Genomic DNA, 24547 nt, shown 5'->3' with positions numbered 1-24547 from the left:
GGTGAGCGAGGCAGCCGCACGCGGAAATCAGGCTCGGCTTTCCAGCCTGCTCAAAAGCCAGGAAGGCATCGTGCTGGTGCTGGCGGTGCTGGCCTTCGTGCTGTTCTCGTTGCTGCTGCCGTCCTTCTTCAGCCCCGGCAACATCCTAGCCCTGATCAGAAGCGTCTCGATTCTCGGCATCCTGGCGCTGGGAATGGCGCTGGTCGTCATCGCCAGGGGCATCGATGTCTCGATGATCGCAACGATGGTGGTGTCGGTGTCCTGGGCCTTCGTGATCGCCCGCTCGGGCTATTCGCTGGAATTCGCGCTGCTGATCGGCGCGCTGTTCGCGGTGGTCGCCGGCGTGCTGATCGGGATGCTGATCGCTTTCGGCGAGGTCGCGCCGATCTTCGCGACGCTTGCCGCCGGCTCCGTCATCTACGGCCTTGGCCGAACCTTCTTCTTCACGCTGGAGATGCAGAATGTGCCGCCAGGCGCCGAATGGTTCTCGCTGATCGGGCAGGGCCGCATCCTCGGCGTCCCGGTGACGGTGGTGGTCTTTGCCATGCTTTGCCTGGCGCTGCATCTGGTGCTCAGCCGCACGCGGTTCGGCTGGCAGACCTATGCCATGGGCAACAATCCGGGCGCCGCCAGGATCACCGGCATTTCCAACCGGCCGATGATCGTCGCGCAATATGCGATCAGCGCGCTGATCGCCTACGGCGCCGGGCTGGTGCTTGCCTCGTCGGCGTCGGCGATCAACGCCCGGCTTTTCAATTCGACGATGATCTACGACATCCTTCTGGTCGTCGTGTTGGGCGGCATCGGCCTGAATGGCGGCCACGGCAAGGTTCGCAACGTCATTCTGGGCACGATCTTCGTCGGCATCCTGCTCAACGGCATGACGATCATGAACATCGCCTACACGATCCAGAACCTGGTCAAGGGCGTGGTCCTGCTTCTGGCCATCGTCATCGACTCGCTCGTCAACCCACGCGACGAGCAGACGTCCCAGCAAGGGGATCTCTGACACCAATTTCAACGCCAAAATGCAATGGGAGGAAACCATGCGACTTCTGAAAACGACAAAGTGGCTGGCCGCGGCCTGCATCGCGCTTGCCGGTATCGTCACCGCCAGCGCCCAGGACAAGGGCCTGGAAAATCCGCGCTCGACGACGTTCCACAAGACGCTGGAAGGCAAGAAGGTCGTCTTCCTGCCGCTGTCGATGGGTTTCGACCTGACCGAAGGCTGGGCGGCGGTGATGCGCCAGCAGGCCAAGCGCCTCAAGTATGATTTCGAGATCCGCGACCCCGCCTGGAGCACCGACGCGGGAACCCGCGCGCTGCAGTCGCTGATCAGCGAGAAGCCGGACCTGATCGTCGCGCACAATCCCGACATCCAGTCCTACGCCCGGTTGCTGGCTCAGGCGCAGGCCGCCGGCATCAAAGTTGTGCAGATCAACCTGGAATCGAACACCCAGACCGATTCGTATGTCGGCGCCGACTGGACCGAGATCGGCGAACAGGCGGCGCAGGCCGTGGTCGACAAATGCAGCCCCGGCAAGGGTGCTTCGACCAAGGTCGCTATCGACACCGGCGTGCCGACGGCGGCATCCGACGTGTTCCAACTCGACGGCATCTACCGTGTCTTGAACCAGCATCCCGACATCCAGGTCGTTTCGCAGCAGGCCACCGAATACAATCCGGAAAAGGCGCGCTCGATCATGGAGACCGTGCTGCAACAGCATCCGGATCTTTGCGGCGCCATCGGCATCTGGGACAATCAGGACACCGGCACGGCGTCTGCGATCCGGCAGGCCGGCAAGGGCGACCAGGTCTTCCTCGTCACAAGCGGCGGCGGCAACAGGGTCGGCTGCGAGAATGTCGAGAAGGGCCTGTTCAATCTCTACATCAGCTACAACGTGCCGCTGCAGGGCGAAATCCTGAATGCGGAGATCGCAAGGCTGCTGCTCTCCGACGGTACCGCCGGCGAGACCAAGACGCTCTATTTCAATCCTCTGACGCAGATCACCAAGGCCAACGTCAACCAGCGCAATTGCTGGACGCTGGACGATCTGAAGTAGGGAATCCTGACTTATGGCCACCAGCGATGCGCTTTCACGGCTGCGGTACCGGCTTTTGCCGGACCGCCTGTTCGGCGAATTGCTGACCAAGAGCTGGATCGACAACGTCATTCCGGCATTGGCGCTGGTGGTCACGATCCTCGTCATGACGTGGATCATCCCTGGCTATTTCTCGGTCGGCAACCTTACCGATCTCGCCCGCCAGGTGTCGGAATTCGGCCTGATCGCACTGGCGCTCACCATCGTCATCCTCTCGGGCGGCATCGACCTCTCGGTCGGCTCGATGTTCGCGCTATGCGTGCTTGCCGCCCTGGTATCGATGAACGTTGCCGGCCTGCCGGTCGGCGTGGCATTGATCGCGACGCTAGCCACGGGCCTCGTCTGCGGGCTGCTCAACGGGGTGCTGATCGGCTATCTCAGGCTGCGCGCCTTCATAACCACTCTGGTGACACTGGTCATCTACCGGGCGCTCTACGACATCATCTTTCCCCGGCTTGCCAGCGCGATCGTCGGCTCGATGCCGGTCTCCCCGACCTGGGACCTGATCGGCTTCGGCACCTTCTACGGCCTGCCCGTCTCCTTCGCCATTTTCGCCGTCATCGCCCTTGGCGCGCATATCGTCCTGTCAAGGCTAAGGCCAGGATGGCGGTTGCGCGCCGTCGGCGGTGCGCGCCGCTCCGCCTACAATGCCGGCATCAACGTCAAGCTGACGGTTTGCCTCGCCTATGTCGCATCGGGCCTGCTGACCGCGATCGCTGCCTTTCTGTTTTCCGCCCGGCTCGGCAGCACCGGCGCCGACACCGGCATAGGGCTGGAGATTTCCGTATTGACCGCCGTGGTGCTTGGCGGCGTTTCGCTGGGTGGCGGCCGCGGTTCGGTCGGCAATGCGGTGATCGGCTCCATCCTGGTGCTGATCCTGACCAGCGGCCTCATCCGCCTGTCGATGCCCGGCTCGGTCAACCAGCTGATCCTCGGTCTGGTGCTGATCGCCGCCGTGCTGTTCGACGCCAAATGGGTGAAGAACCGCGGCAAGCTGTTGAGCAAAGTCTATGTCTCGCCGACCTATCTGAAGCTGCCGAATTTGACGCCGCCGACCGGAACCGACGTGCTTGCCGTCAATGACAGGCTTGGCGCGGCGGAGCTCATAGGGCTTGGCGCGGTCGAAGGTCCCGAGGACGTCGTCCTCGACCGCGACGACAATCTCTATACCGGTACGCGGCACGGTACGATCGTCCGTTTCCTCGCGCCCGACTATGCGCGCAGCGAGGTCTTCGCCCGTATCGGCGGTCATCCGCTGGGGCTGGCCTTCGCGCCGAATGGCGACCTGCTCACCTGCGTCGGCGGCATGGGCGTCTACCGCGTCTCGCCGGACGGGACGGTGGCGAAGGTCACCGACGAAACCAATCGCAGCCTGCTGTCGGTGATCGACGATTCGCGGCTGAGGCTTCCCGACGATCTCGACATCGCGCCGGACGGGCGCATCTTCTTCAGCGAAGCGACGATCCGCTACGAAATGTCTGAATGGGCGGTCGATGCGCTGGAGGGCAGGGGCAACGGCCGGCTGATCTGCCACGATCCGAGGACCGGCTCGACCCGCACCATATTGCGCGGCCTGATCTTTCCCAACGGCGTCACCATTTGCCGCGACGGCCAGTCGCTGCTCTTTGCCGAGACATGGGCGTGCCGCATCAGCCGCTACTGGTTCGACGGACCGGACAAGGGCAAGCGTGAAATCTTCCTCGACAATTTGCCAGGCTATCCCGACAATCTCAACCGCGGCTCCGACGGAACCTACTGGATCGCGCTGCTCGGCATACGCACCAGAACCTTCGATCTCGCCATGCGCAAGCCGGGTTTTCGCCGCCGCATGGCCAAGCGGATCGCCGCCGACGAATGGCTGTTCCCCAACATCAATCGCGGCTGCGTGCTGCGCGTGTCGGAAACCGGCGAGATCATCGACGCGTTGTGGGACGAGGCCGGCGAAAACCATCCCTCGATCACCTCGACCTGCGAGCACAAGGGCTGGCTCTATCTGGGCGGCGTCTCCAACAACCGCATCGGCCGCGTTCGCATCGAAGGCGCCGATCCGCAATGGACGGCGCATGACGATTACTGGGGGAAGCGCTGATGGCGGGGTTAGGCACGTTCGTCCGCCGGCTGTTTTCGGCTGATGATGCCGGCATCAGCGTGCCGGCCATGGACGGCGTCTTCAAACCGGACAACCGTCTGGAAGAGGCGGAGCGGCTGCTGTCGCTTCCCGCCATCGACAATCTCGTTGCGTCGCCAGCGAGACTGCTGTGCAGCAGCGGCAACACGCTCTTCCGGATCGACCTTGGGAGAGCGGGCGCTTCGGCGGTAGCAATAGCGGAGTTCGCGGCGCCGATCAGCTTTGTCGCATCCGCGCCCGATGGCCGCCTTGCCGTCGGCATCGAGGGTGAGGGCCTGCAAATCGGGCAGCCGGGCACCTGGAGGCGCATCGGCTTGCCAGGCGGCGTGGCGTCCTGCCTCACCGCCGGGCTCTTTACCGTGGATGGCTCGCTCTACCTGTGTGTCGGCTCGCGCAAGCATCCGGCGCGCGACTGGAAGCGCGATCTGATGGAGGGCGGCAGCAGCGGCGTCGTGCTCGCCATCGATCCGGACAGCGGCTCCCAGCGTGAGCTTGCAGCCGGATTGGCATTTCCCAACGGCGCGGTCATGCTCGGCAACGGCCGTCTGGCGATCAGCGAAAGCTGGCGCCATCGTATCGTCGCCCTTGATCCGAAATCCCCCCATCCGGTGGCGATCCTGGAAAATCTGCCGGCCTATCCGTCGCGCCTGTCACCCGCTTCCGATGGCGGCTTCTGGATGGCGCTGTTCGCGCCGCGCCGCCAGCTTCTCGAACTGGTGCTGCGCGAGGACGATTATCGCCGCGAGATGATGGCGACGATCGATCCCGGCGAATGGATCGGGCCGGAACTCGCCGGATCGGCGCGGCCGGACCAGCCGCTGAGCCAGGGCTCGGTCCGGCAGATGGGCGTGCTGAAGCCGTGGGCGCCATCGCGCTCCTACGGCCTCGTCGCGCGCTGCGACGACAGCGGCCGGCCCAGCGAAAGCTGGCACAGCCGCGCCGACGGCAGCATGCATGGCGTCACCTCCGTCTGTGAGCATGGCGGCAGCGTCTACGCCGCCTCGCGCGGCTCCGGCACGCTGCTGCGCCTGCCCGGCGCGACATCCGGTGGAGCCCGGCATGGCTGATCCCCACGCGGCCGAGATCGTCCGGTTCCGCAAGGCCACCAAGGCGTTCGCCGGCAACGCGGCGGTGCGCGACGTCGATTTCACGCTGCGGCAAGGCGAGGTCCATGCGCTGCTCGGCGAGAACGGTGCGGGGAAGTCGACGTTGACCAAGGTGCTGGCCGGCCTCTACCCGCTGACGTCGGGCGAGATGCTGATTGACGGCAAACCGGTTGGCTTTTCCTCGCCCGCCGATGCCATGAAGCACGGCATCGCCATGGTGTTCCAGGAAACCAATCTCATCCCGTCGATGAATGTCGCCCAGAACATCTTCCTCGGCGAGGAGAGCTTCTTCAACCGGTTGCGCGGCATCAACATCAAGGCGCAGCAGCATCTGCAGCGGCTGAACTTCCATGTCGAGCCGACCGCGCTGGTGTCGACGCTCGGCGCCGCCAAGAAGCAGATGGTCGAGATCGCCCGCGCGGTTCACCACAAGGCCCGCATCTTCATCTTCGACGAGCCGACGGCGACGCTGACGCCGGAGGAAAAGCAGCACTTCTTCGCCCTGGTCGAGCGGCTGAAAGGCGAGGGCGCTTCCATCATCTTCATTTCACACGCGCTGGAAGAGGCGCTGTCGATCGCCGACCGCATCAGCGTGCTGCGCGACGGCGCGCTGATCGTCACCGACGATGCGCGCGATCTCACCCGCGAGAAAATCGTCCAGGCGATGGTTGGCCGGCAACTGACCGATGCGCTCTATGGCGACGATGCCGCCAAACGCGTCGCGCGCCGCCCGGGCGAAAAGGTGCTGGCGCTCGAGAACGTCTCGATGGGTAAGGCGGTGCGCAGCGCCACGCTGTCGGTCTTTGCCGGCCAGGTGACCGGGCTGTTCGGCCTGGTCGGTGCCGGCCGCACCGAAATGATGAAGATCGCGGCGGGCGTTTTGAAGCGTGACTTCTTCCATGGTGGCCGCATCACGCTGCGCGGCGAGGTGGTGCACTTCCGCGTGCCACGGCAGGCCGTGCGGCGCGGCGTCGCCTATATCACCGAGGACCGCAAGCTCGACGGCCTATTCGACACGATGGACATCGCCCAGAACGTATTCCTCGGCAAGCTGGCCAAAGGCTCCAACCCGGTCTCGGTAATCGGCCTTGGCGAAGCGCGCCGGCAATCGGCCGAATGGATCGAGACGATGAAGGTCCGCACGATCGGCGCCAATGCTCGGGTGGTCGAGCTTTCCGGCGGCAATCAGCAGAAAGTGGTCATCGCCAAATCGCTAATCCAGGCGCCGTCGCTGATCATCTTCGACGAGCCGACGCGCGGCGTCGATGTCGGCGCCATCGCCGAGATCCATCAGATTATCGAGCGGCTTGCCGATGCGGGCGCGGCCGTCGTCGTTATTTCGTCCTATCTGCCTGAAATCCTCAATCTGTCGGACCGCATCCTGGTGGCGCGCCAGGGCCGTATCGTCGAGGAGATGACCATCGACGAGGCCTCCGAAGAAAAGATCATGTATGCCGCCGTCCATTGAATCGCCCGGTGGGGATCGGCAGGCCACGATCGTCGAAGTCGGTCCGCGCGACGGCCTGCAGAACGAAAAGCGGCTGGTCTCGACCGGGCAGAAGCTGCGCCTGATCGGCATGCTGGCCGATTGCGGCTTCGCCCGCATCGAGGCGACGGCTTTCGTCTCGCCGAAATGGGTGCCGCAGATGGCCGATCATGATGAGGTCATGCGGCGCGCTGTGCGGCGTCCGGGGCTTATGCTGTCCGCGCTGGTGCCCAACGAGCAAGGTGCGCGGGCCGCGATCTCGGCCGGCGCGCAGGAACTCGCGGTCTTCACCAGCGCCTCCGAGACGTTTTCGAAACGAAACACCAATTGCACCATCGAGGAAGGGCTGGCTCGTTTTGTGCCAGTGATCGCGCTGGCCGCCGAGCATTCCTTGCCGGTGCGGGGCTATGTCTCCTGTGCCGTCGATTGTCCCTATGAAGGCCCGATCGAACCCGGCGCGGCCGCGAGAGTTGTCGCGCGCCTGCGCGATCTCGGCTGCGCCGAAATCGCCGTTGCCGACACGATCGGCAGGGCGACACCCGAGCGCGTGCATGCCATGGTGCTGGCAACCCTCGAAGAAGCAGAGGCTGCGCGGCTGGCCGGGCATTTCCACGACACCGGCGGCCTGGCGCTCGCCAACGTCGATACCGCCTGGGACCTCGGGCTCAGGGTGTTCGATGCCGCTGCCGGCGGGCTAGGCGGCTGTCCCTACGCGCCCGGTGCGGCCGGCAATCTTCGCAGCGGCGCGCTGGTGGCGCACCTTGCGTTGAAAGGGATTTCCACCGGCATAAATCGCGAATTGCTGGCCGGCATCGAAACCATGCTTGCCGAGGGTAAGTTTTTCGCCGAGCCATAAAACCACGACAACCCCGCAGCAAGTTTGCCTGAAATCAGTGCCGTCCCGATCTTCGGGGCTGGCGTCTCGGAAAATGCGACACGAGCTATATATTGCTGCCTTGGCTGCCCGCTCGGCTTAGAAAAATTTGACGAGGCATCGAATTTTTGGCGCGCGTGCCGCCCTTGTTGTGAACGTCAGTACCAATGCCCCGATCGCCTTCACACCGAATGGAGAGTGTCGGCGATCGTTCCCATCAGGTTCTGCATGTCGATCCGCATTGGCTGATTGATCGCTTTCGGCCCGAAGAGGTCCTTGTACAGTTCTACAATCAGGGACGGACTGGGCTTCCTGGAAGCTTTTCGAACTTTGCGTCGCGCCTCAGCCCCGTCAGGAAGTCGATGCCTCCTCAAATTTTCCCCAATACCGAATCTAAGTGACAATTTGTCCCATAAGCACTCGCACCTCCGTCGAGACCATTCGCGAACTACATTCTCGGTTCAACACGCAACATCTCTTCGCGCGAGTGACCGGCCTCTCAAGCACCGACCTATCGCTGATCCGCTGCAGCACTCTTTGCGGCCATAGCCGATCCGTTGTAGGCGTGCATCTGCGCCAGCTTCGCCATGCGCTGGGCGGCTTCCGCGAGCGCCGAGCAATGCTGCTTGAAGTTTTGCTCTATGATCTGACCGTAGGGTCCCGTAAGTCCCACCGCGTACATCACCTCACCGCTCGTCGGCCTTATCGGAAATGCGATCGAGCCTAAGCCCGGAACATGCTCGGCCAGGTCCATGGCATAGCCCTGCTGCCGAACCTCCGCCAATTCCCTGGTCAACTCCGCGATCTTCGTTTTAGTCCGATCGGTATAGCTGCGCAGCTCGGTCGCCAGGATCCTGTTCACGGTCTCCTGCGGATGAAACGCAAGGATCGCCTTGGCCGAAGCGGTCGCATTTACAGGCATGGCCATACCCGGCATGACATAGGTCCGGACCGGAGTGTCGGGCGCGACGCAGGTGACCGAGCGCACCTCGGTACCGTCGAACTTCGACAGGAACGCCGACTGGCCGGTGCGGTCGGCCAAATCCTGAAGCGGTCGCTGCGCGAGCGTCGTCAGCCAGCCGCTATCCGGAGACATCTGTAGCAGCTGCAGCAAGCGATCGCCGAGGCGGTATGTCCGATTGCGAACGCTCTCGGCGGTGATCATTCCGCTTTCGATCAAGGCATGCAGCAGCCTGTTGATCGTGGTTTTGGGCAGTCCAAGCGTCGTTTCGAGCTCGATCGCCGTCAAGCCATGCTCGAACGGCGCGACCGTTTCCATGATCGAGATGTAGCGCTCGAGGGGACTGTCCTTGGCGCTCGGCTTCTTCGATTTCGTATTCAAGGGCACCTACGCCGATCTGACAATTGCGACTGCAAGAAGGTTATCGTTCAAAACAGACATGAGGGGCAAGGTCGGTCTCTCGTTATCCCGCCGCGCGTCGAGTCCGAGGGGCTCCGTAGAATAGCCGAAGGCCGCACGCCCTCGACTGTCGGGCTCCGCCAGGTAACCCGAACCCGAAATCTCCTCACGAATAATACCGAAATTCGGTATTATTTCCATTTTATGGTCCCCTCGATTGACTCGCAAGCCAAATCCTGATTATCGGGATAAATACCGATTTTCGGAGGAACTTGAAATGGCTGAACTCCCGCGTGTGACCTACTCGAACATCGGGGTGGATTTTTCCCCTGTTCACGCTCACCTCGATGCAATGATCCCGGATTTCGAGAAGAACACACTGGGTCGCGAGTGGTCGACGCCGTTTGCGACTGGCGCTCGGAAAGAGATCCTGAGCCCTATCGACAAGAAGATCTCTCTCGGCAAGTTCCCGGTTTCAACCCCGTCAGACGTCAAGTCCGCGATCCAGGCAGCCCGGGCCGGCGCGAAGACCTGGAACCGTTCGACGCTGGACGATCGCCTTGCATTCGGCGCCCGCTGGCGAGAGGCACTGGCGGAGCGGAAATATGACCTCGGTTTGGCGGCGCTCTACGAGATCGGAAAGTCCCGCATCGAGGCAGTCGGCGAAGCCGAGGAATGCCTCGACATGGTCGAGTACTACGCATCGGAGATGAAGGCGAACAACGGGTTCGTCCGGCCCATGAACGTGTTGGTCGAAAACGAGACTGCTACGAGCGTCATGAAGCCCTATGGCGTCTTCGCGGTCATCGCTCCTTTCAACTTTCCGCTCGCCTTGTCGATCGGCATGGTCACGGGTGCGCTGTTGACAGGCAATGCGGTGGTCTACAAGCCGTCGCCGGGTTGCGCGCTGACCGGACTGCTGATTGCCGAAACGCTTCGCAAAGCGGGCTTGCCCGAAGGTGTTTTCAACATCGTGCTTGGCGATGGAGAGGTGGGGCGCCTTCTTGCCACCGACAACGGCATCGACGGCGTTGCATTCACCGGCTCCCATAAGACCGGCATGAGCATCTTCCGTCATATGGCAACGCTGCCCCACATGAAGCCCGTCATCGCCGAAATGGGTGGCAAGAACCCCGCCTACGTGACGAGCAAGGCCGACCTCGACCGCGCGGCGCAGGGGGTGGCGCGCTCCGCTTTTGGCCTGCAAGGCCAGAAGTGCTCCGCATGCTCGGTCGTGTATGTCGACGAGAAGGTCAAGGCGGAATTCATCGAGAAACTGGTAGCGTTCGCTGGAAAGCTGGTGGTCGGAGATCCTCGTAAGGCCGAGACCTTTATGGGCCCTGTCTATGGCGACGCCACAGTCGGCCGTTTCCAGGCAGCGCTGTCGGAAGTCGAGGGCAAAGGCAAGGTGCATTTTGGGGGCGCCGCCCTGGGCCAGGGATTTGCGAACAACTACGTCCTGCCGACGGTCGTCGAACTTGATGGTCCGGGCCGGCTGACCCGCGACGAACTCTTCATGCCTTTCGTGGTCGTCCGCGGTTTTGATAGTCTCGATGCCGCGATCGAAGAGGGCAACGACATCGCCTACGGATTGTCGGCCGGCATCTTTACCAACGACCAAAAAGAGTTGCGTCACTTCCTCGACACCGCCGAAGCGGGGGTTCTCTATGCCAACCGTGCGAGCGGCGCAACGACGGGTGCATGGCCAGGCGCGCAGCCATTCTGCGGCTGGAAGGGCACCGGGGTCAGCGGCAAGGGCGGTCTCGGCTCCTGGTTCCTGCCACAGTACCTGCGCGAGCAGAGCCACACGATCATGACCAAGTGATCGAAAGAGGTCGCGCCCTTCGTCGCGGCCATCCAAGGCTGTCTCCTTCATCGGTTTACAAGATTATGCGCCACTATCCAGATTCAATGCCGAAGTCCCGCGAGATGTTCGAACGGGCCCGCAAGGTCATGCCGGGAGGAAACACCCGGACAACGGTCTTCATCGACCCGTTTCCGATCTATGCCCAGCGCGGCGAGGGCTGCCGCGTCTGGGACGTCGATGGAAACGTCTACTACGACTGCATCAACAATTTCACGGCCATGATCCATGGCTACGGCCATCCCGCCGTCACGGCCGCGGTGGTGGACCAGATGCCCCGCGGATCGGCTTTCGGAGCGCCCACCGAGAGCGAACTTGATCTTGCTGAACTGTTGGTGGAGCGCCTTCCGTCAGTCGAGCAGGTTCGCTTCGCCAACTCCGGCACGGAAGGCGTCATGATGGCGATCAAGGCGGCTCGGGCGTTCACCGAGCGGTCGAAGATCGTCAAGATCGAAGGTGCCTACCATGGCTCCTACGACTTCGCGGAAGTCAGCCTGGACAGTTCGCCCGCCAACTGGGGCGACATGCCTGCCTCAACTGCATACGCGAAAGGCACGCCGAAGGGAGTTCTCGATGATGTCATCGCGGTGCCGTTCAACGATACGGAGGCGCTGCGTGCCGTCTTCGACGCGCATGGCGACACGATAGCGGGTGTTCTGATCGACCCGATGCCGAACCGCGCCGGACTTATTCCCGCGCGAAAGGATTATCTCGACGCGATGGTCGAGATCGCTCATGCCGCCGGCTCGCTGGTGATCCTCGACGAGGTGATCTCGCTCCGCCTTGGCTATTCGGGGGCGCAGGGCCTGTGGAGCATCACGCCCGATCTGACGGCTCTCGGCAAGATCATCGGCGGAGGATTCCCGGTCGGCGCCGTCGGCGGCCGCGCCGACGTGATGGCGGTGTTCGATCCAACACGAGGCAAGCCTGCATTGCCGCATGGCGGCACCTTCACCGCGAACCCGGTGACGATGCGAGCCGGTCTGGCGGCGATGCGCGCGTTGACCCCGGCTAGCTTCGCGCATCTGGACGCTATCGGCAGCCTGCTTCGCGAGGGCATCACGGCCTCGCTTGCTCGCCATGGTCTCAACGGGCAGTGCGTCGGTCTCGGCTCGCTCTTCAAAGTTCATTTCACGGCGTTGCCGATCACGGACTACCGGTCAGTCTATCCGGGTGCGTCCGAACGCATGAAGCTCGACCTGTTCCACAAGGGTCTGCTCGACCGCGGCGTGCTTTCGGCGAGTTACGGACTCTTCGCGCTTTCCACCTCCATGACCGAGGAAGACGCACGCGAGATCCTTTCCGCAATCGACGGCGCCCTCGCAGCAATCGCTCCGAAGCAATGACGTAGCGCGTCCAGCGCCGGATCCATCCGGCACGGGACGAGCAGCAACAGATGGAAGTCACATGACAGCTTCTCCTCACGTCGTCGTCATCGGTGCGGGTACCCTCGGTATGTGTTCTGCGCACGCGCTCGCGGAACAGGGCGCTCGCGTCACCGTCATCGACGCACGATCCATTGCGTCAGGATCCAGCGGCCGCTCGGTCGGGGTCGTTGGGACACAGCTCACGGATCCGTTCGAGATACAGCTGCGCATGCAATCGGTGCAGCGCGTCCGCCGGTGGCAAGAGCGCCTCGGTCTCGGCTTCAGCCCTATCGGCTACCTGCGTCTGGCGCGCACCTCCGAGCAGATGGAACTGTTCGCGCGCTCGGTGGAGATCCAGCGCGATGCCGGCTTCAGATCCAGGGTCTACCAGGCGAACGAGCTTCAGCAACTCGTGCCGCACTTGAGTTCAGATGGGCTCGAAGGCGGCATCTTCGGGCCGGACGACGGCTTCCTCGATCCCCACGAAATGTGCACGCTGCTGGCGCAACAGGTGAAGAAGCTCGGCTCCGAGGTTTTCCAGTTCCGCAAGCTGCTTGGTGCCGCGCGGACATCCGGTGGCTATCGGTTGGACACCAGCAAAGGGCCGATCGGCTGCGACTTCGTCGTGAATGCGGCAGGCGCCTGGGCGCCACGCGTTGCCGAGATGCTCGGACAGACGCTACACATCCACCCCGAGCGCCACGAGGCGCTGACAATCCACTTGGACGCGCCGCTCCCGTACACAATGCCGATGGTCATGGATCTGGTGAACGGGCAGGGCACCGGACTCAACTTTCGGCACGAGAAAGCGAGCGAGCTCATCGCCGAGATACACAAGGTAAGTTCGCCGTCGCCCGAAGATCCGGACAACTACAACGAGCAGTGCGAGGAAGGGTCCAAGGTCATGCTGGCCGAGATGCTGATCGAACGCCTGCCTGATCTGCCGGGCGCCCGGCTCGGCCGGGGTTGGGCAGGCCTCTACCCTGTCACCGCCGACCACCGTCCCTATGTCGGACCAGTCGATCAGTCGGAGCCCGGTCTGATCACCGCGGCCGGTGCGGGCGGCTACGGGATTCAGCTTGCGCCGGTGATTGGGCTGATCGTCGCAGACTGGGTGCTCAAGGGCTCACCCGCATCGATCCCAGGCACCGAAAGTCTCGCTCCAACTCCGGAAAGAAACGTTCCGGGCACACATACTGCGGCGGCTTGACCAGTGGGACACCGGCGTTAGCGCAAGGACAAAGAAGCCATGCCCGAGGCAGAAAATATCGTACGCATCAAGAACATCAACGTGATCTATGGCGGCCATCACGCCGTGAAGAACGTCTCGCTCGACATCACGCGCGGCGAGGTCGTGGCGATCGTCGGACCCAGCGGCGCGGGAAAGAGCACGCTGCTGCGTGCGATCAACATGCTCGAACAGCCGTCATCCGGCACCCTTGAAGTGGGTGCCATCCGGTTTTCGGTCGACCGCAATCTGTCCGCCGGAGAGCTGCTGAGTCTCCGACGTTCCACCGGGATGGTTTTCCAGTCCTTCAACCTGTTTCCGCACATGACCGTGCAGCGCAACATTTCGCTGCCGCAGATGCGGGTTCTGGGGCGCACCAAGGAGCAGGCGGACGCGCGCACCGCCCAATTGCTCGAACGCGTACACCTTACGGACAAGGCGCAAGCCTATCCGGCGCGCCTGTCGGGTGGCCAGCAGCAGCGTATCGCGATCGCACGCGCCCTGGCTCTTGACCCCAAGGTGATGCTCTTCGACGAACCCACGAGCGCCCTGGATCCCGAACTCGGGCTTGAGGTGTTGGCCGTGATGCGCGAGCTCGCCCAGGAAGGCATGACAATGATCATCGTCACGCACGAGATCGCCTTTGCCGCAGACGTCGCCGACCGCGTAATCGTCATGGCTAATGGAGAGATCATCGAGCAGGGTCCGCCTGATGCCGTGATCCGCAATCCGTCGTCGCCCCGCACGCGGCAGTTCTTCCGTGCCGTGGTCGATCGCAGATGATCGACCTGCTGGTTTCACTGCTCAGAGGCGTTCCGGCCACGCTGCTGGTGACCTTCGGCGCTTTCGGAGTCGGGGCCATCGCAGCCATGCCGCTGGTGCTGATGCGACGTTCCCGGTTGCTTCTGCTAAGCGCGCCGGCGCGCCTATACATCGACGTTGTCCGAGGAATCCCGCCGATCGTCTGGCTGTTTATTATTTTCTTCGGATTGGGCAGCGGAGTGATCGTTCTCAGTTCATATCAGGCTGCCATCCTGGGCATGGGGTTGGTATCAACGGCCTATCTCGCCGAAATCTATAGGGGTGGCTTCCTGGCCCTCTCGAAGGGCCAGCGGGAGGCGTCCACGGCGCTCGGTATGTCGCGCCTGGATACGCTGCGCTATATCCTGGCGCCGCAGGTCCTGCGCGTCTCGGTTCCACCCATGGCGACCTTCCTTGTTAGCCTGCTCAAAGACACGACCGTGGCCTCCACGATCGGTGTCCGCGACGTGATGATGTACGCATCGCAGCAGGCTCAAGGCGGCGGCGGCGGCTTCGCGCCGTTCATTTTCGCGGCGCTTCTCTACATCGTGCTGTCCATACCCGTTGTCGTGTTGGCACGCGCCGTGGACGGGCGGCTGCGCTCAAGGGGGCAAGCGAAATGAGCGAGATGCTGGCTAACTGGCTGGACTGGTCGCCCCAGCTTTTCCAAGGAGCTATTGTCAGTCTTCAGTTGGCGGGCCTGGCGCTGCTGTTCGGATTGCCTACCGGCCTCGTTCTTGCGCTTGCCTCTTCCTCTGGAAACAGGCTCGTCCGCTATTTCGCGGTGGTATTGGTCGAGATCGGGCGTGGTGCGCCTGCACTCGTCGTCCTGCAGATGGTCTACTATGGATTGCCTGCTTCCGGGATGACCGTAAGTGCCTTCACCTCTGGCGTGATTGCGTTGGCGCTAACGACAGGCGCCTACACCAGCGAGATCCTTCGCGCCGGTCTGAACGCGGTTCCGCATTGTGAGATCGAGGCGGGCTGGGCGCTCGGCATGACCCGCCGGGACATCCTGCGCTTCGTAGTGATCCCCCAAGGAATCCTGTTCGCAATACCCGCACTGATGGGCTTTGCCATTCTCATCTTCCAGGCGACGGCCCTTACATACACGATCGCCATCCCCGAACTTCTGGCGCGCGCCTATCGCGTGGGTGCGGCCACCTACCTCTACCTCGATGTCCTGATCTTGGCGGGCCTGTTCTATCTCGCCATCACCGTCCCGTTCGGGTGGCTGGTCTCGTACACCGAACGTAGGCTGGGCAGCCATCTCGGCTGACCTGCAATCAAAAACCATCAATGTCAGAGGAGAGCACAGTGAAAAATTGGAGTAAGATTATCTCGGCCGCGGCCATTGCTACGGCCTTGGGTGCCAGCGTCGCGTCCGCACAGGATTGCAAGCCGCAGCACGTTTTCGAAACCGTGTCAGCGGGCAAACTCACAGTCGCGCTTACCAACACCGCTCCGTATTCGCTCGAAAAAGACAGCGGCATCGCGGGTATCGACGGCGATCTCGTGAAGCGTTTTGCCAAGGAGAACTGCCTGGAGATCGCTTATGAGATCTTCACATATCCAGGCGCGGTTTCCGCAGTTCAGTCGCGGCGCGCGGACATCGCGCTTGGCGGCTTCTATCGTACCGCCGCCCGCGCCAAGGTCGTCGCTCTGTCTACGCCGGTCTATCTCGACCAACTGTCCGTCACCTCGACCAACGGCATTGATACTGTCGATGGTCTGCTGGGCAAGAAGGTCGGCACCGTTGAAGGATATTTATGGGTCCAGGACATGGAGAAGCTTTACGAAGGCTCCAAGACCTATCCGTCGTCGCTGAACCTCGCGCAGGACCTTCATGCCGGTCGTATTGAGGCGGCGCTCGACGGCTTCGGCTCCGCTGTCATTCAGAACGAAGGACAGAATTATAAGGTAAATGCGCTGAAACAAGATCCGCGCATCGATGCGACCATGAACCCGTCGCAGACCGCCTTCCTGCTGGACAAGAGCAACGAGGATCTTGCGAAGGCCGTTGACACGTCCCTAGAAGCTTACCGCAAGGATGGCGCGATCGCGGAAGCGCTCAAGGCTTACGGGCTGGATCCGTCAGCCGCAGATGTCGGTGACGCCCGCGTCATCGAGTAAGCCGCTGGTATGAATGGCCGCTCCGCCTGTGCCTCCCGTTTTTAGGAAGAAAACCGAGCGAGGCGGGCGGCCTGGACGTTTGCTGCGCGGCTGCGATCCGAGCGTGTGCTAAATGCCTGCCGTCGACTACGTCGCCCCCGATGCCTACATCAATTCGGACGCCGGCAGGATCATGGCCTCGCCGGGCGACCAGATGTCGATTGAGCCGCAGGATCCAGCCTGACGAATGGGACGTGGCAGTGCTGGTCGATTGGCTTCAGCGCGAGACACTGGCGACTGTCAGCTCGCCGACCTCATCCAAGGCGAGGAGCTTCCCTCGCTTTTACGCCCGTTCCTGCTGTGCAGAGCAGTGCCGCTGGCTCGCACCTTGGCTATAGAGCTTCTATCAACGCGCAGTGTGCATGATCGCATCTGTGGGGCGCGGGAGGTTTCGAGGAGAACACGATCTGGCATTTGAAGTTTGCTCCTAGGGCAGCGCCTGCTTTGACGAGCTTCGCCAACGCAAGTCTTGCGGCCTTCCGAGAGAAGATTGTCGCCGGTAGTGACGAAGAGCGCGAAAACTTATTGCGCAAGCTTGACTGCGGCGCTGGCGCACCGGCGGAAGTCTGCTGTTCGGGCTTCGTGCTGGCCGTTGCTCGCGCCAACCGTGGCTAAGTTCGCCGTCCCATCCACTCTTCACGCCGTTCAGCATCGAACGCCTGCCGAGCCTTCGCGGCCCATAGATCTCGTGCATGCTCGCCTTCAGCGCTCTGCAATTTGTCGGCCGCCTATCCCGCTGGTTGCCTTTGCCAACGAGGCCAAGCCTCTTCAGGCCATCCGCGCGAGATCAACCGGTTCGACCTTGACGGGCAGGCCGTGCACCGCAGCGGCATGAGCCAGAATGAGTTTTACAAAACCGATATCGATGCCTAGCGTCATCGGTCCAGCACCTTGGGCAGCCCGGTCACGGCCGAAACGAATGAGCCGCTCGCGATCGAGAGCCGCGATGTTGCACTTGCCGAGATGTCTTTGGAGCAAAGCGAGGGCCGCGGCCTTGGAGCGGCGAGGGGACTTGCCTACATCGCACATGTCGTCGATATGAAGGTCGATGAGTTCGCCGAAGGTTTTCAGGCGCGCTGTTCGAGACTTTGCCGGTGTCTCACCGCGATCGACTTGGCGCTAGGTTTCGGTTGCCCAGCGCCTGGCGTCGTCTCGGCGCAGAAAAGTCTCGCTGACGTAGCGACCTTTGCGACGGACCTGGACACGCCAGGACCCGGACGAGAGCTTTGTGTAGGTGGCCTTTTTTTCGTGTGCGCTCCGTGTGCACTGAGAGCGTGGCGAAAAAGGGTCGTATTCTGGCGTAAAATCGTGTGCACTCGGCAGGTTCGAACGATTTGATGTTAAAGAAAAAATGCTGAAAAATCAAGATCATAAAGTGGCCGTGGCCCCGATGATGGACTGGACGGACCGGCATTGCCGGTTCTTCCACCGCCAGCTGACAAGCCATGCGCTGCTTTACACCGAGATGGTGGTGGCCGACGCGGTCATCCATGGCGCGCGCGAGCGGCTGATCGGCTTCGATGCGGTGGAACATCCGGTCGCGCTGCAGCTCGGCGGCTCGGATCGTGAAAAGCTCGCCGAGGCTGCCCGCATTGGCGAGGCCTTTGGCTATGACGAGATCAACCTCAATGTCGGCTGTCCGTCAGACCGCGTCCAGTCGGGCACGTTCGGTGCCTGCCTGATGAAAGTGCCGGACCTCGTCGCCGGCTGCATCGCGGCGATGAAAGCGGCGGTGAAGATCCCCGTGACCGTTAAATGCCGTATCGGCGTCGACGAGCAGGATCCGGAGCCGGCCCTGGATGCGCTGGCGGATGGGGTTTTCGATGCCGGCGCCGACGCGTTGTGGGTGCATGCACGCAAGGCGTGGCTGGAAGGGCTGAGTCCCAAGGAAAACCGAGACATCCCGCCGCTCGATTACAGCAGAGTCTATCGACTGAAGGCAAAAAAGAATAACAAATTCATAGGTCTAAATGGTGGAATTCAGTCGATTGAAGAGGCGCAGAAGCATCTCGGTCATGTCGATGGCGCGATGCTTGGCCGCGCCGCCTACCACACGCCCGGCATTCTGGCCGGCGTCGATGCCGCTTTCTACGGCGTCCAGTCCGAGCCGTTCGATTTCGCCGCGCTGATCGATGCGATGGCGGACTATGCGGCACGCCATATCGAGCAGGGTGGGCGGCTTGGCCATGTCACCCGCCATATGGTCGGACTGTTCCATGGCCTGCCCGGTGCGCGCCGCTACCGGCAGATCCTGTCCACGGACGCGACAAAACCCGGGGCCGGCCCGGACGTGCTGAAGACGGCTTACGCGGCCGTCGAGTTCGGTGGCGCAGCAGCCGAAGCGGCTTGAGCTTCGGGGATCAATCCCTGAGGATCATGCGGTCGCCGCGCACGTCAAAACCCGACAATGAACCGATGAAGTTCATGCCGAGCAGGCTCTGGCTGAGCATGCCGGGTGCGGCGATCATCACCGACATATCCCTGCGCATGATGCCGCCGATCGCAATCTGATCGGTTTTCACGGCCGCGGCGCGTGCCATGCCGTTGGCGGTCGAAACCGGTATGGTGTAGTTGAGCGCCGCTGGATTGAATCCGGCGGCCTGCGCATCCTGCGACGTCAGCACGGTGCTGGTTGCGCCGGTATCCACCACGGCCCGGACCGGGTTCCCATTGATCAGGATGCGCGCTTCGAAATGGCCGTTGTCCGCCTTGTCGAGCGTCACCGTGGCGTGGCCGTCCTCGACGCCAAGCGCAAGCGGGCTGCCGGGAACAAGGCCCGCGGTCACCCGGCTGGCGACATCCTGCAACTCATAGCGATACTGGTAGCCGGCGATCAGCGCGAGTGCGATCGCCGCCCAGGCGCCGAGATTGCGGGCCATGGCGCCCAGGGGTCGGCCCGAGCGAAGCAGGCCGGCGCCGATAAGGGCGCCAAAGGCACCGAGCCAGATCAGCCGGCTGAAATCGTTGTTCTCGACGCCGAGCGTGCTGCCGGCGGAATCATTGAGCATGAGCAGGACTGCTCCCACCCCGATCGCGGCCATCAAAATCCAGAACAACCGGCTCATCCGCACCTCACGATAGCGCGTCGCGTTCGCGCGCCATACGGGTGCGGCGAGTTTCCCGGCGCGGCCGGCGTTCGACCGTCTCCAGCCGGGCCGGCAATTGCGCCATGACGCTGCGGCGCGTTTCCGTCGTCATCCCGATCCAGGCGCCGATTTCCTCGCGCGTGCGACCGCAACCGAAACAGAAGCCGGTTTTCATGTCGATCGAACAGACCAGGATGCACGGGGATTCGATGGCCGTCATGACTTTCTCTTGGGCTTCCATCCGGAATCCCTTGTTCCACCTCCACATGGTGCAATGGCAAAGCCAATGCAAGCCCTCGCGATTGCGCCCTTCGGGGCCGGCTTTGCGGCAAATGCAGGCCCATCATCCCGGAGGTTGTGCCAACCCCGCAAGGCGGCTATGCCGCTCACCAACTCCAGGGAATGATCGATAACAAGATGACCAGCGCACTGCCTTTCGACGATTTTCGCAACCTGTTGGCCAACCTGCCGGCGGCCGACACGGCAGCCGAGACCCGCGTGCGCACGCTGTTTGCCAAGGCCGATAAACCAGGCAATTCGCTTGGCCGCATCGAGGACATCGCCGCCTGGTTGGCCGGCTGGAGCGGACGGGCTCCGCCCGCGGTGACAAGACCGCTGATGGCGGTCTTTGCCGGCAATCACGGCGTCACGCGCCATGGCATTTCGCCACGGCCGGTCGCGGCGACCGCCAACGCGGTCGAACTTTGCGCCGCGGGAGGTGCCGCGATCAACCAGATCTGCATTGCCTACGATCTCGGGCTGAAGGTTTTCGATCTTGCCCTGCACATCCCGACCGCCGACATCACCGAAGAGGCCGCGCTGGACGAGCGTGGCTGTGCCGCCACCATGGCCTTCGGCATGGAAGCGATCGCCGGCGGCACTGACCTTTTGTGTCTCGGCGATCTCGGCGTCGGCAACTCGACCGTCGCCGCCGCCCTGTTTGCGGCACTGTTCGGGGGCAGGGGCGCCGATTGGGTCGGCCCGGGGTCGGGCGCCGATGCGGCGATGCAGGCACGCAAAGCCGACGTGGTCGATGCGGCGCTGGCTTTTCATGGCGGCCATCTCGGCGACCCGCTCGAGGCGCTGCGCCGGGTCGGTGGCCGTGAATTCGCGGCGATCGCCGGCGCCATCCTTGCCGCGCGGATGCAGAAGATCCCGGTGCTGCTCGACGGATTGGCGGCGACGGCAGCCGCAGCGGTACTGCATGGCGTCAATCCCACAGCGCTCGAGCATTGCCTTCTGGCCAGCCTGTCGCCGGAACCCGCGCATGCACGCGCCGCCCAACGGCTAGGGCTGCGCCCGTTGCTTGATTTGGGTATCAGCCATGGCGAAGGGGCAGGGGCCGCCCTTGCTGCGGGGCTGGTCAAGGCCGCCGCGCTGACCAGTTCGGGCATGGCAGCTGCGGTACGTGGCTAGAGTCTTGCCGAATTACCGTCGTCGAGCCGCCACCGCCGCAGTCGGCAGTGCCGGCAGTTCCTCCATCACCCGGCTGAGCGGGAAGATCGCGATCGCCTCGGTCCCTTCGCGCAGCTTGGAATGAAGTTCGAACTCGCCGCCATGCATGGCGAGCAGCCCTTGCACGATCGGCAGGCCAAGCCCGGTGCCTTGCTCGGCGCTCTTGATGGCAATGGAGCCCTGGCCGAAGGCGGAAAGCACGATCGGGATCTCGTCTTCCGGTATGCCCGGTCCGTTGTCCTTGATTGAAATGTATTGTCCGCCGCCCGCCGTCCAACCAACGCGGACACGGATTTCACCGCCGGTAGCGGTGAATTTTATCGCATTCGACAGAAGGTTGAGCGTGATCTGTCGCACCGCACGCTCATCAGCGAAAAGGCGCGGCAGTTCGTGCTCGAAATCCTGGACGACCCGGATATCCTTGTTGCGCGCCCTCAACTCCATCATGTGACAGCAGTCCTCAACGATACCAAGCAGCATCACCGGTTCTTCGTTGAGCTGGTACCGGCCGGCCTCGATGCGCGACAGGTCGAGGATCTCGTTGATCAGATCGAGCAGATGCTGACCGGATTCGTGCACGTCATGGGCGTAGTCGCGATAGGTGGGATTGCTCATCGGTCCCAGCACCTCGTTCGACATCACCTCGGAAAAACCGAGAATGGCGTTGAGCGGCGTGCGCAATTCGTGGCTCATCGAAGCGAGGAACCGCGATTTTGCCAGATTGGCGTCCTCGGCCCGCCGCCGCGCCTCGTCCGACATCGATTTCGCCGTCTCCAGCTCAGCGATCAGCGCATCCTTTTCGGAGCGGAACGACAGCATCATCAGGGACGAGTGGTTGAGATGACGGGCCACATAGGCGAAGAACGGCAGCGAAACGACCAGCAGCGCGGCCATGATCGCCTCGACCGGCATCCATAGCTTGGCGCCGGCATAAGCGTAGAGCGCCACGGGAACGGCAAAGGTCGCCAACAGCGCCCCGCGCAGAGACGAGGTCATCACCGCGGTCGCCGCCATGGCGAACAACAGCACCACGGCCTTGACGATGTGGAACGGATCGACCTCGCAGACGCTGCAGCCAAGCCACACGAACCATGCCCAGCCGAGACCGCACAGGAAATGGCCGATCAGGAATTCCCGTCCTGCTTGCGAAGGGTTGAGCTCCGAAGCTTCGGTGCGCTCGATGCGCCGCGCCATGAAGGCAACGATAGTGTAGCAGGTCAGGGTGAACAGCGCCCAGAGCCCGATCTCGTTGCCGATTCCGGCCAGCCGGCCGGCCGCCGCGATCGCCAGAACAAGAAGCGGGATGGCGATGGCGCCGCTGGTTATCGCGCGGGCATGGAGCTTCAGCAGTTCACGATCGAAATCGGGATTGCCGGCCTGCTGCGCAAGACGGTCACGCGTCTTGCGCACCGCGCGCGCCACATCGCTGTTGCGATGAGGTTTCCTGCGGTCCACAATGAACTTGTCCGCTGTGTTCGAGCGTTGCAAGGGCATCAAAACTTCAATTTATGCGAGCAGCGGTTTCCAAGTGTTAAGCTACGTTCGAATGATTAACCAACCGTTTGCCATATGAGCCGCTCATGGTCGCCAAGACCGCGCCGGAGATACGTTGCGCGCCCCAGAAGCCTGTGGCGCCGGCTGGTGGATTACGGGCTTGCCGTCATCATCCTCGGACTGCTGATCCTGCTGGCGGCCCGCCTCGACCGGGTGGAGACACGCAAGACACAGGGCCTGGCAATCATCAACGACGGCGATTCGATCACGCTAGGCACTGAGCGTATCCGCATGCGCGGCATCGATGCTCCGGAATATACGCAGACCTGCCGCAAGAACGGTACTGACTATTCCTGCGGCACGCTTGCGCGCCAGTCGCTGGTTCGCCTGATCGCCGGCAAGCCCGTCTCCTGTACCGGCTGGCAGCGTGATCGTTATGGCCGGCTGCTCGGCGACTGCACCGCCGGCGGCAAGGATCTCAACCGCGCGCAGGTCGAGGCGGGCTGGGCGGTTGCCTATGGCGACTTCGAGAGCGAGGAGGCCGTCGCCCGGGCGGGAAAGGCCGGCATCTGGGCGGGAACGTTCGATCAGCCGCAGGATTGGCGAGACAGCCATCACGGCGAAGTCGTCGAGAAGAAGCACGGCACACTGGCGTCGATCGGCGATGCCGTGCGCGAGATTTTTCGCTTCTGGTGATGCGCGTCCTGAAAGCCGAACCGAGAACGAACAGGAGGATGGAATGAAACTCTTCGACGGTGGCCGGGCGCCCAACCCAAGGCGGGTCCGCGTTTTCCTGGCCGAGAAAGGCATCGAAGTTCCACAGGTGCCCATCGACATGGGGGCGCTGGAACACAGGCAACAGGCGGTCAGCTCGCGCAATCCCTTGCAGCGCCTGCCGGTGCTGGAACTCGACGACGGCACCGTCATCACGGAATCCGTCGCCATCTGCCGTTATTTCGAGGAACTGCATCCCGAACCGGCCCTGTTCGGGCGTGGCGCACTCGGCAGGGCGCGGGTCGAGATGTGGCAGAGGCGGATGGAATTCAATTTGCTCAGCTGCGTCACGCAGGCCTTCCGGCACACCCATCCGGCCATGAAGGAATGGGAAATCCCGCAGGTCTCGGAATGGGGCGAGGCCAACAAGCCGAAGGCCGTGGCGTTCCTTAGGCTGCTGGATGGAGAACTGGGCAGCCGGGAGTTCATCGCCGGTGACAGCTATTCGATCGCCGACATCACCGGCCTGATCGCTGTGGACTTCATGAAGCCGGCACGCATCAAGGTGCCGGATGATTGCGCGAATGTGTTGCGCTGGCATCAGGCCGTCTCCAGCCGGCCGAGCGCATCAGCCTGAGAATGACTGCCGAACTCGAAAACCTCGTCGCCAAGGTCCGCGCCTGTCGCATCTGCGTGGAAAATCCGGCCGGTAAGCCGTTGCCGCATGAGCCGCGACCTGTGCTGCGCCCATCGTCCAGCGCCCGTATCCTGATCGCCAGCCAGGCGCCGGGGACCAAGGTGCATCTGTCGGGCATGCCGTTCACCGACGCCTCCGGCGATCGCTTGCGCAGTTGGCTTGGCGTGACGAGCGACGAATTCTACGACATCGAAAAATTCGCCATCGTGCCGATGGGTTTCTGCTTTCCCGGCCAGGATGCCAAGGGGGGAGACCTGCCGCCGAGGCGCGAATGCGCGCCGGCCTGGCGCGCGCCATTGATGGCCTCGATGCCACGGATCGATCTCGTGCTGACGATCGGCATCTATGCGCAGTCCTGGCACATGGGTGCGGCGCGCCGGCCCTCACTGACGGAAACGGTCATGGACTGGCGCTCCATCTGGGAGAATTCCGTCGGTCCCAAAGTGCTGCCGCTGCCGCATCCCTCGTGGCGCAACACCGGCTGGCTGAAGAAGAATCCATGGTTTGAAATGGATTTGCTGCCTTTTCTGCGTTCGGAAATCCGCTATCGCCTCAGATGATCTTTCAGCAAGAAATCACTCGCTTTTCCATCAATTGGCAGAATTTCTTTCTT

Annotated in this window: 22 protein-coding genes; 18 read left to right on the top strand and 4 right to left on the bottom strand. The window is 62.8% G+C overall.

Annotated features, from left to right (window positions below; all coding sequences use genetic code 11):
• Window position 1: 1 nt before the first annotated feature.
• From AC0L24_RS09190 to AC0L24_RS09165, 6 genes are read left to right on the top strand one after another with little or no spacing between them, the layout of a single operon-like run.
• Window positions 2-1009, top strand: coding sequence for an ABC transporter permease (locus AC0L24_RS09190; RefSeq protein WP_127270346.1), 1008 nt, complete (start codon window positions 2-4; stop codon window positions 1007-1009).
• Between the two features lie 37 nt (window positions 1010-1046).
• Window positions 1047-2063: a sugar ABC transporter substrate-binding protein gene (locus tag AC0L24_RS09185; protein WP_164873851.1), complete on the top strand. Its 1017-nt coding sequence runs from the start codon at window positions 1047-1049 to the stop codon at window positions 2061-2063.
• 13 nt (window positions 2064-2076) lie between these two features.
• Window positions 2077-4191, top strand: coding sequence for an ABC transporter permease (locus AC0L24_RS09180; protein WP_127810437.1), 2115 nt, complete (start codon window positions 2077-2079; stop codon window positions 4189-4191).
• Window positions 4191-5297, top strand: coding sequence for an NHL repeat-containing protein (locus AC0L24_RS09175; RefSeq protein ID WP_127810436.1), 1107 nt, complete (start codon window positions 4191-4193; stop codon window positions 5295-5297). The genes AC0L24_RS09180 and AC0L24_RS09175 overlap by 1 nt, the downstream gene beginning before the upstream one ends.
• Window positions 5290-6804 (top strand): sugar ABC transporter ATP-binding protein, encoded by a 1515-nt coding sequence (locus AC0L24_RS09170; protein ID WP_127810435.1) that lies wholly within the window; start codon window positions 5290-5292, stop codon window positions 6802-6804. Before AC0L24_RS09175 ends, AC0L24_RS09170 begins: the two co-directional genes overlap by 8 nt.
• Entirely contained in the window at window positions 6788-7678 is an 891-nt protein-coding gene (locus AC0L24_RS09165) for a hydroxymethylglutaryl-CoA lyase (protein ID WP_473563661.1), read from the top strand. The genes AC0L24_RS09170 and AC0L24_RS09165 overlap by 17 nt, the downstream gene beginning before the upstream one ends.
• A 529-nt stretch (window positions 7679-8207) precedes the next feature.
• Here the strand turns inward: AC0L24_RS09165 and AC0L24_RS09160 are convergent.
• The gene (locus AC0L24_RS09160; RefSeq protein ID WP_256746366.1) at window positions 8208-9044 is read right to left on the bottom strand and encodes an IclR family transcriptional regulator; all 837 of its coding nucleotides are present in this window, start codon (window positions 9042-9044) and stop codon (window positions 8208-8210) included.
• A gap of 289 nt (window positions 9045-9333) precedes the next feature.
• Here AC0L24_RS09160 and AC0L24_RS09155 point away from each other — a divergent pair, with 289 nt between their 5' ends.
• The 8 genes from AC0L24_RS09155 to dusA all read left to right on the top strand — a co-directional run bounded on the left by AC0L24_RS09155 (window position 9334) and on the right by dusA (window position 18838).
• The gene (locus AC0L24_RS09155; protein WP_128289168.1) at window positions 9334-10881 is read left to right on the top strand and encodes an aldehyde dehydrogenase family protein; all 1548 of its coding nucleotides are present in this window, start codon (window positions 9334-9336) and stop codon (window positions 10879-10881) included.
• A gap of 104 nt (window positions 10882-10985) precedes the next feature.
• On the top strand, window positions 10986-12266 hold the full coding sequence (locus AC0L24_RS09150) for an aspartate aminotransferase family protein (protein ID WP_245481729.1): 1281 nt from the start codon (window positions 10986-10988) through the stop codon (window positions 12264-12266).
• A gap of 61 nt (window positions 12267-12327) precedes the next feature.
• A complete protein-coding gene (locus tag AC0L24_RS09145; RefSeq protein WP_127810432.1) occupies window positions 12328-13497 on the top strand; it encodes an NAD(P)/FAD-dependent oxidoreductase in 1170 nt (389 codons plus the stop codon).
• Window positions 13498-13536: 39 nt separating this feature from the next.
• A complete protein-coding gene (locus AC0L24_RS09140) occupies window positions 13537-14298 on the top strand; it encodes an amino acid ABC transporter ATP-binding protein (protein WP_128289153.1) in 762 nt (253 codons plus the stop codon).
• Entirely contained in the window at window positions 14295-14939 is a 645-nt protein-coding gene (locus AC0L24_RS09135; protein WP_128289154.1) for an amino acid ABC transporter permease, read from the top strand. Before AC0L24_RS09140 ends, AC0L24_RS09135 begins: the two co-directional genes overlap by 4 nt.
• Entirely contained in the window at window positions 14936-15595 is a 660-nt protein-coding gene (locus AC0L24_RS09130; RefSeq protein WP_127327393.1) for an amino acid ABC transporter permease, read from the top strand. Before AC0L24_RS09135 ends, AC0L24_RS09130 begins: the two co-directional genes overlap by 4 nt.
• 38 nt (window positions 15596-15633) lie before the next feature.
• Window positions 15634-16449 carry a substrate-binding periplasmic protein gene (locus AC0L24_RS09125; RefSeq protein ID WP_164895707.1) on the top strand — a complete coding sequence of 272 codons (816 nt, stop codon included), beginning with the start codon at window positions 15634-15636 and terminating at the stop codon, window positions 16447-16449.
• Window positions 16450-17839: 1390 nt separating this feature from the next.
• Window positions 17840-18838, top strand: coding sequence for a tRNA dihydrouridine(20/20a) synthase DusA (gene dusA / locus AC0L24_RS09120; protein ID WP_127810429.1), 999 nt, complete (start codon window positions 17840-17842; stop codon window positions 18836-18838).
• A gap of 10 nt (window positions 18839-18848) precedes the next feature.
• On the opposite strand, the gene AC0L24_RS09115 is transcribed toward dusA, so the two are convergent.
• Together AC0L24_RS09115 and AC0L24_RS09110 are read right to left on the bottom strand one after the other, a co-directional pair.
• A complete protein-coding gene (locus AC0L24_RS09115; protein WP_127270820.1) occupies window positions 18849-19553 on the bottom strand; it encodes a TIGR02281 family clan AA aspartic protease in 705 nt (234 codons plus the stop codon).
• Window positions 19554-19560: 7 nt separating this feature from the next.
• Window positions 19561-19794: a DUF1289 domain-containing protein gene (locus tag AC0L24_RS09110; RefSeq protein ID WP_027036625.1), complete on the bottom strand. Its 234-nt coding sequence runs from the start codon at window positions 19792-19794 to the stop codon at window positions 19561-19563.
• 197 nt (window positions 19795-19991) lie between these two features.
• Between AC0L24_RS09110 and AC0L24_RS09105 the strand changes: the two genes are divergently transcribed.
• A complete protein-coding gene (locus tag AC0L24_RS09105; RefSeq protein ID WP_127397489.1) occupies window positions 19992-20990 on the top strand; it encodes a nicotinate-nucleotide--dimethylbenzimidazole phosphoribosyltransferase in 999 nt (332 codons plus the stop codon).
• Between the two features lie 12 nt (window positions 20991-21002).
• Here the strand turns inward: AC0L24_RS09105 and AC0L24_RS09100 are convergent, their stop codons facing one another.
• A complete protein-coding gene (locus tag AC0L24_RS09100) occupies window positions 21003-22523 on the bottom strand; it encodes a sensor histidine kinase (RefSeq protein WP_127810428.1) in 1521 nt (506 codons plus the stop codon).
• Window positions 22524-22598: 75 nt separating this feature from the next.
• Here AC0L24_RS09100 and AC0L24_RS09095 point away from each other — a divergent pair, with 75 nt between their 5' ends.
• The 3 genes from AC0L24_RS09095 to AC0L24_RS09085 are packed head-to-tail and all read left to right on the top strand — an operon-like array spanning window position 22599 to window position 24494.
• Entirely contained in the window at window positions 22599-23219 is a 621-nt protein-coding gene (locus AC0L24_RS09095) for a thermonuclease family protein (protein ID WP_127810427.1), read from the top strand.
• A 43-nt stretch (window positions 23220-23262) separates the two neighbouring features.
• Window positions 23263-23874: a glutathione S-transferase gene (locus tag AC0L24_RS09090; protein ID WP_473563660.1), complete on the top strand. Its 612-nt coding sequence runs from the start codon at window positions 23263-23265 to the stop codon at window positions 23872-23874.
• Window positions 23814-24494, top strand: coding sequence for a uracil-DNA glycosylase family protein (locus AC0L24_RS09085; RefSeq protein ID WP_127810425.1), 681 nt, complete (start codon window positions 23814-23816; stop codon window positions 24492-24494). Before AC0L24_RS09090 ends, AC0L24_RS09085 begins: the two co-directional genes overlap by 61 nt.
• Window positions 24495-24547 lie beyond the last annotated feature (53 nt).

Source organism: Mesorhizobium sp. WSM4809 (assembly GCF_055811655.1).
The sequence above is the reverse complement of the archived record's forward strand: the minus strand, read 5'-3'. Positions and strand labels throughout refer to the sequence as shown.

Bases quoted from the DNA above. Each gene is read 5' to 3' on its own strand.
- AC0L24_RS09135 (WP_128289154.1), top strand. From the start codon at position 14,295: ATGATCGACCTGCTGGTTTCACTGCTCAGAGGCGTTCCGGCCACGCTG.
- AC0L24_RS09140 (WP_128289153.1), top strand. From the start codon at position 13,537: ATGCCCGAGGCAGAAAATATCGTACGCATCAAGAACATCAACGTGATC.
- AC0L24_RS09115 (WP_127270820.1), bottom strand. From the start codon at position 19,553: ATGAGCCGGTTGTTCTGGATTTTGATGGCCGCGATCGGGGTGGGAGCA.
- AC0L24_RS09170 (WP_127810435.1), top strand. From the start codon at position 5,290: ATGGCTGATCCCCACGCGGCCGAGATCGTCCGGTTCCGCAAGGCCACC.
- AC0L24_RS09165 (WP_473563661.1), top strand. From the start codon at position 6,788: ATGCCGCCGTCCATTGAATCGCCCGGTGGGGATCGGCAGGCCACGATC.
- AC0L24_RS09175 (WP_127810436.1), top strand. From the start codon at position 4,191: ATGGCGGGGTTAGGCACGTTCGTCCGCCGGCTGTTTTCGGCTGATGAT.
- AC0L24_RS09185 (WP_164873851.1), top strand. From the start codon at position 1,047: ATGCGACTTCTGAAAACGACAAAGTGGCTGGCCGCGGCCTGCATCGCG.
- AC0L24_RS09110 (WP_027036625.1), bottom strand. From the start codon at position 19,794: ATGACGGCCATCGAATCCCCGTGCATCCTGGTCTGTTCGATCGACATG.
- AC0L24_RS09105 (WP_127397489.1), top strand. From the start codon at position 19,992: ATGACCAGCGCACTGCCTTTCGACGATTTTCGCAACCTGTTGGCCAAC.
- AC0L24_RS09100 (WP_127810428.1), bottom strand. From the start codon at position 22,523: ATGCCCTTGCAACGCTCGAACACAGCGGACAAGTTCATTGTGGACCGC.
- AC0L24_RS09090 (WP_473563660.1), top strand. From the start codon at position 23,263: ATGAAACTCTTCGACGGTGGCCGGGCGCCCAACCCAAGGCGGGTCCGC.
- AC0L24_RS09095 (WP_127810427.1), top strand. From the start codon at position 22,599: ATGAGCCGCTCATGGTCGCCAAGACCGCGCCGGAGATACGTTGCGCGC.
- AC0L24_RS09155 (WP_128289168.1), top strand. From the start codon at position 9,334: ATGGCTGAACTCCCGCGTGTGACCTACTCGAACATCGGGGTGGATTTT.
- AC0L24_RS09150 (WP_245481729.1), top strand. From the start codon at position 10,986: ATGTTCGAACGGGCCCGCAAGGTCATGCCGGGAGGAAACACCCGGACA.
- dusA (WP_127810429.1), top strand. From the start codon at position 17,840: ATGCTGAAAAATCAAGATCATAAAGTGGCCGTGGCCCCGATGATGGAC.
- AC0L24_RS09130 (WP_127327393.1), top strand. From the start codon at position 14,936: ATGAGCGAGATGCTGGCTAACTGGCTGGACTGGTCGCCCCAGCTTTTC.
- AC0L24_RS09145 (WP_127810432.1), top strand. From the start codon at position 12,328: ATGACAGCTTCTCCTCACGTCGTCGTCATCGGTGCGGGTACCCTCGGT.
- AC0L24_RS09180 (WP_127810437.1), top strand. From the start codon at position 2,077: ATGGCCACCAGCGATGCGCTTTCACGGCTGCGGTACCGGCTTTTGCCG.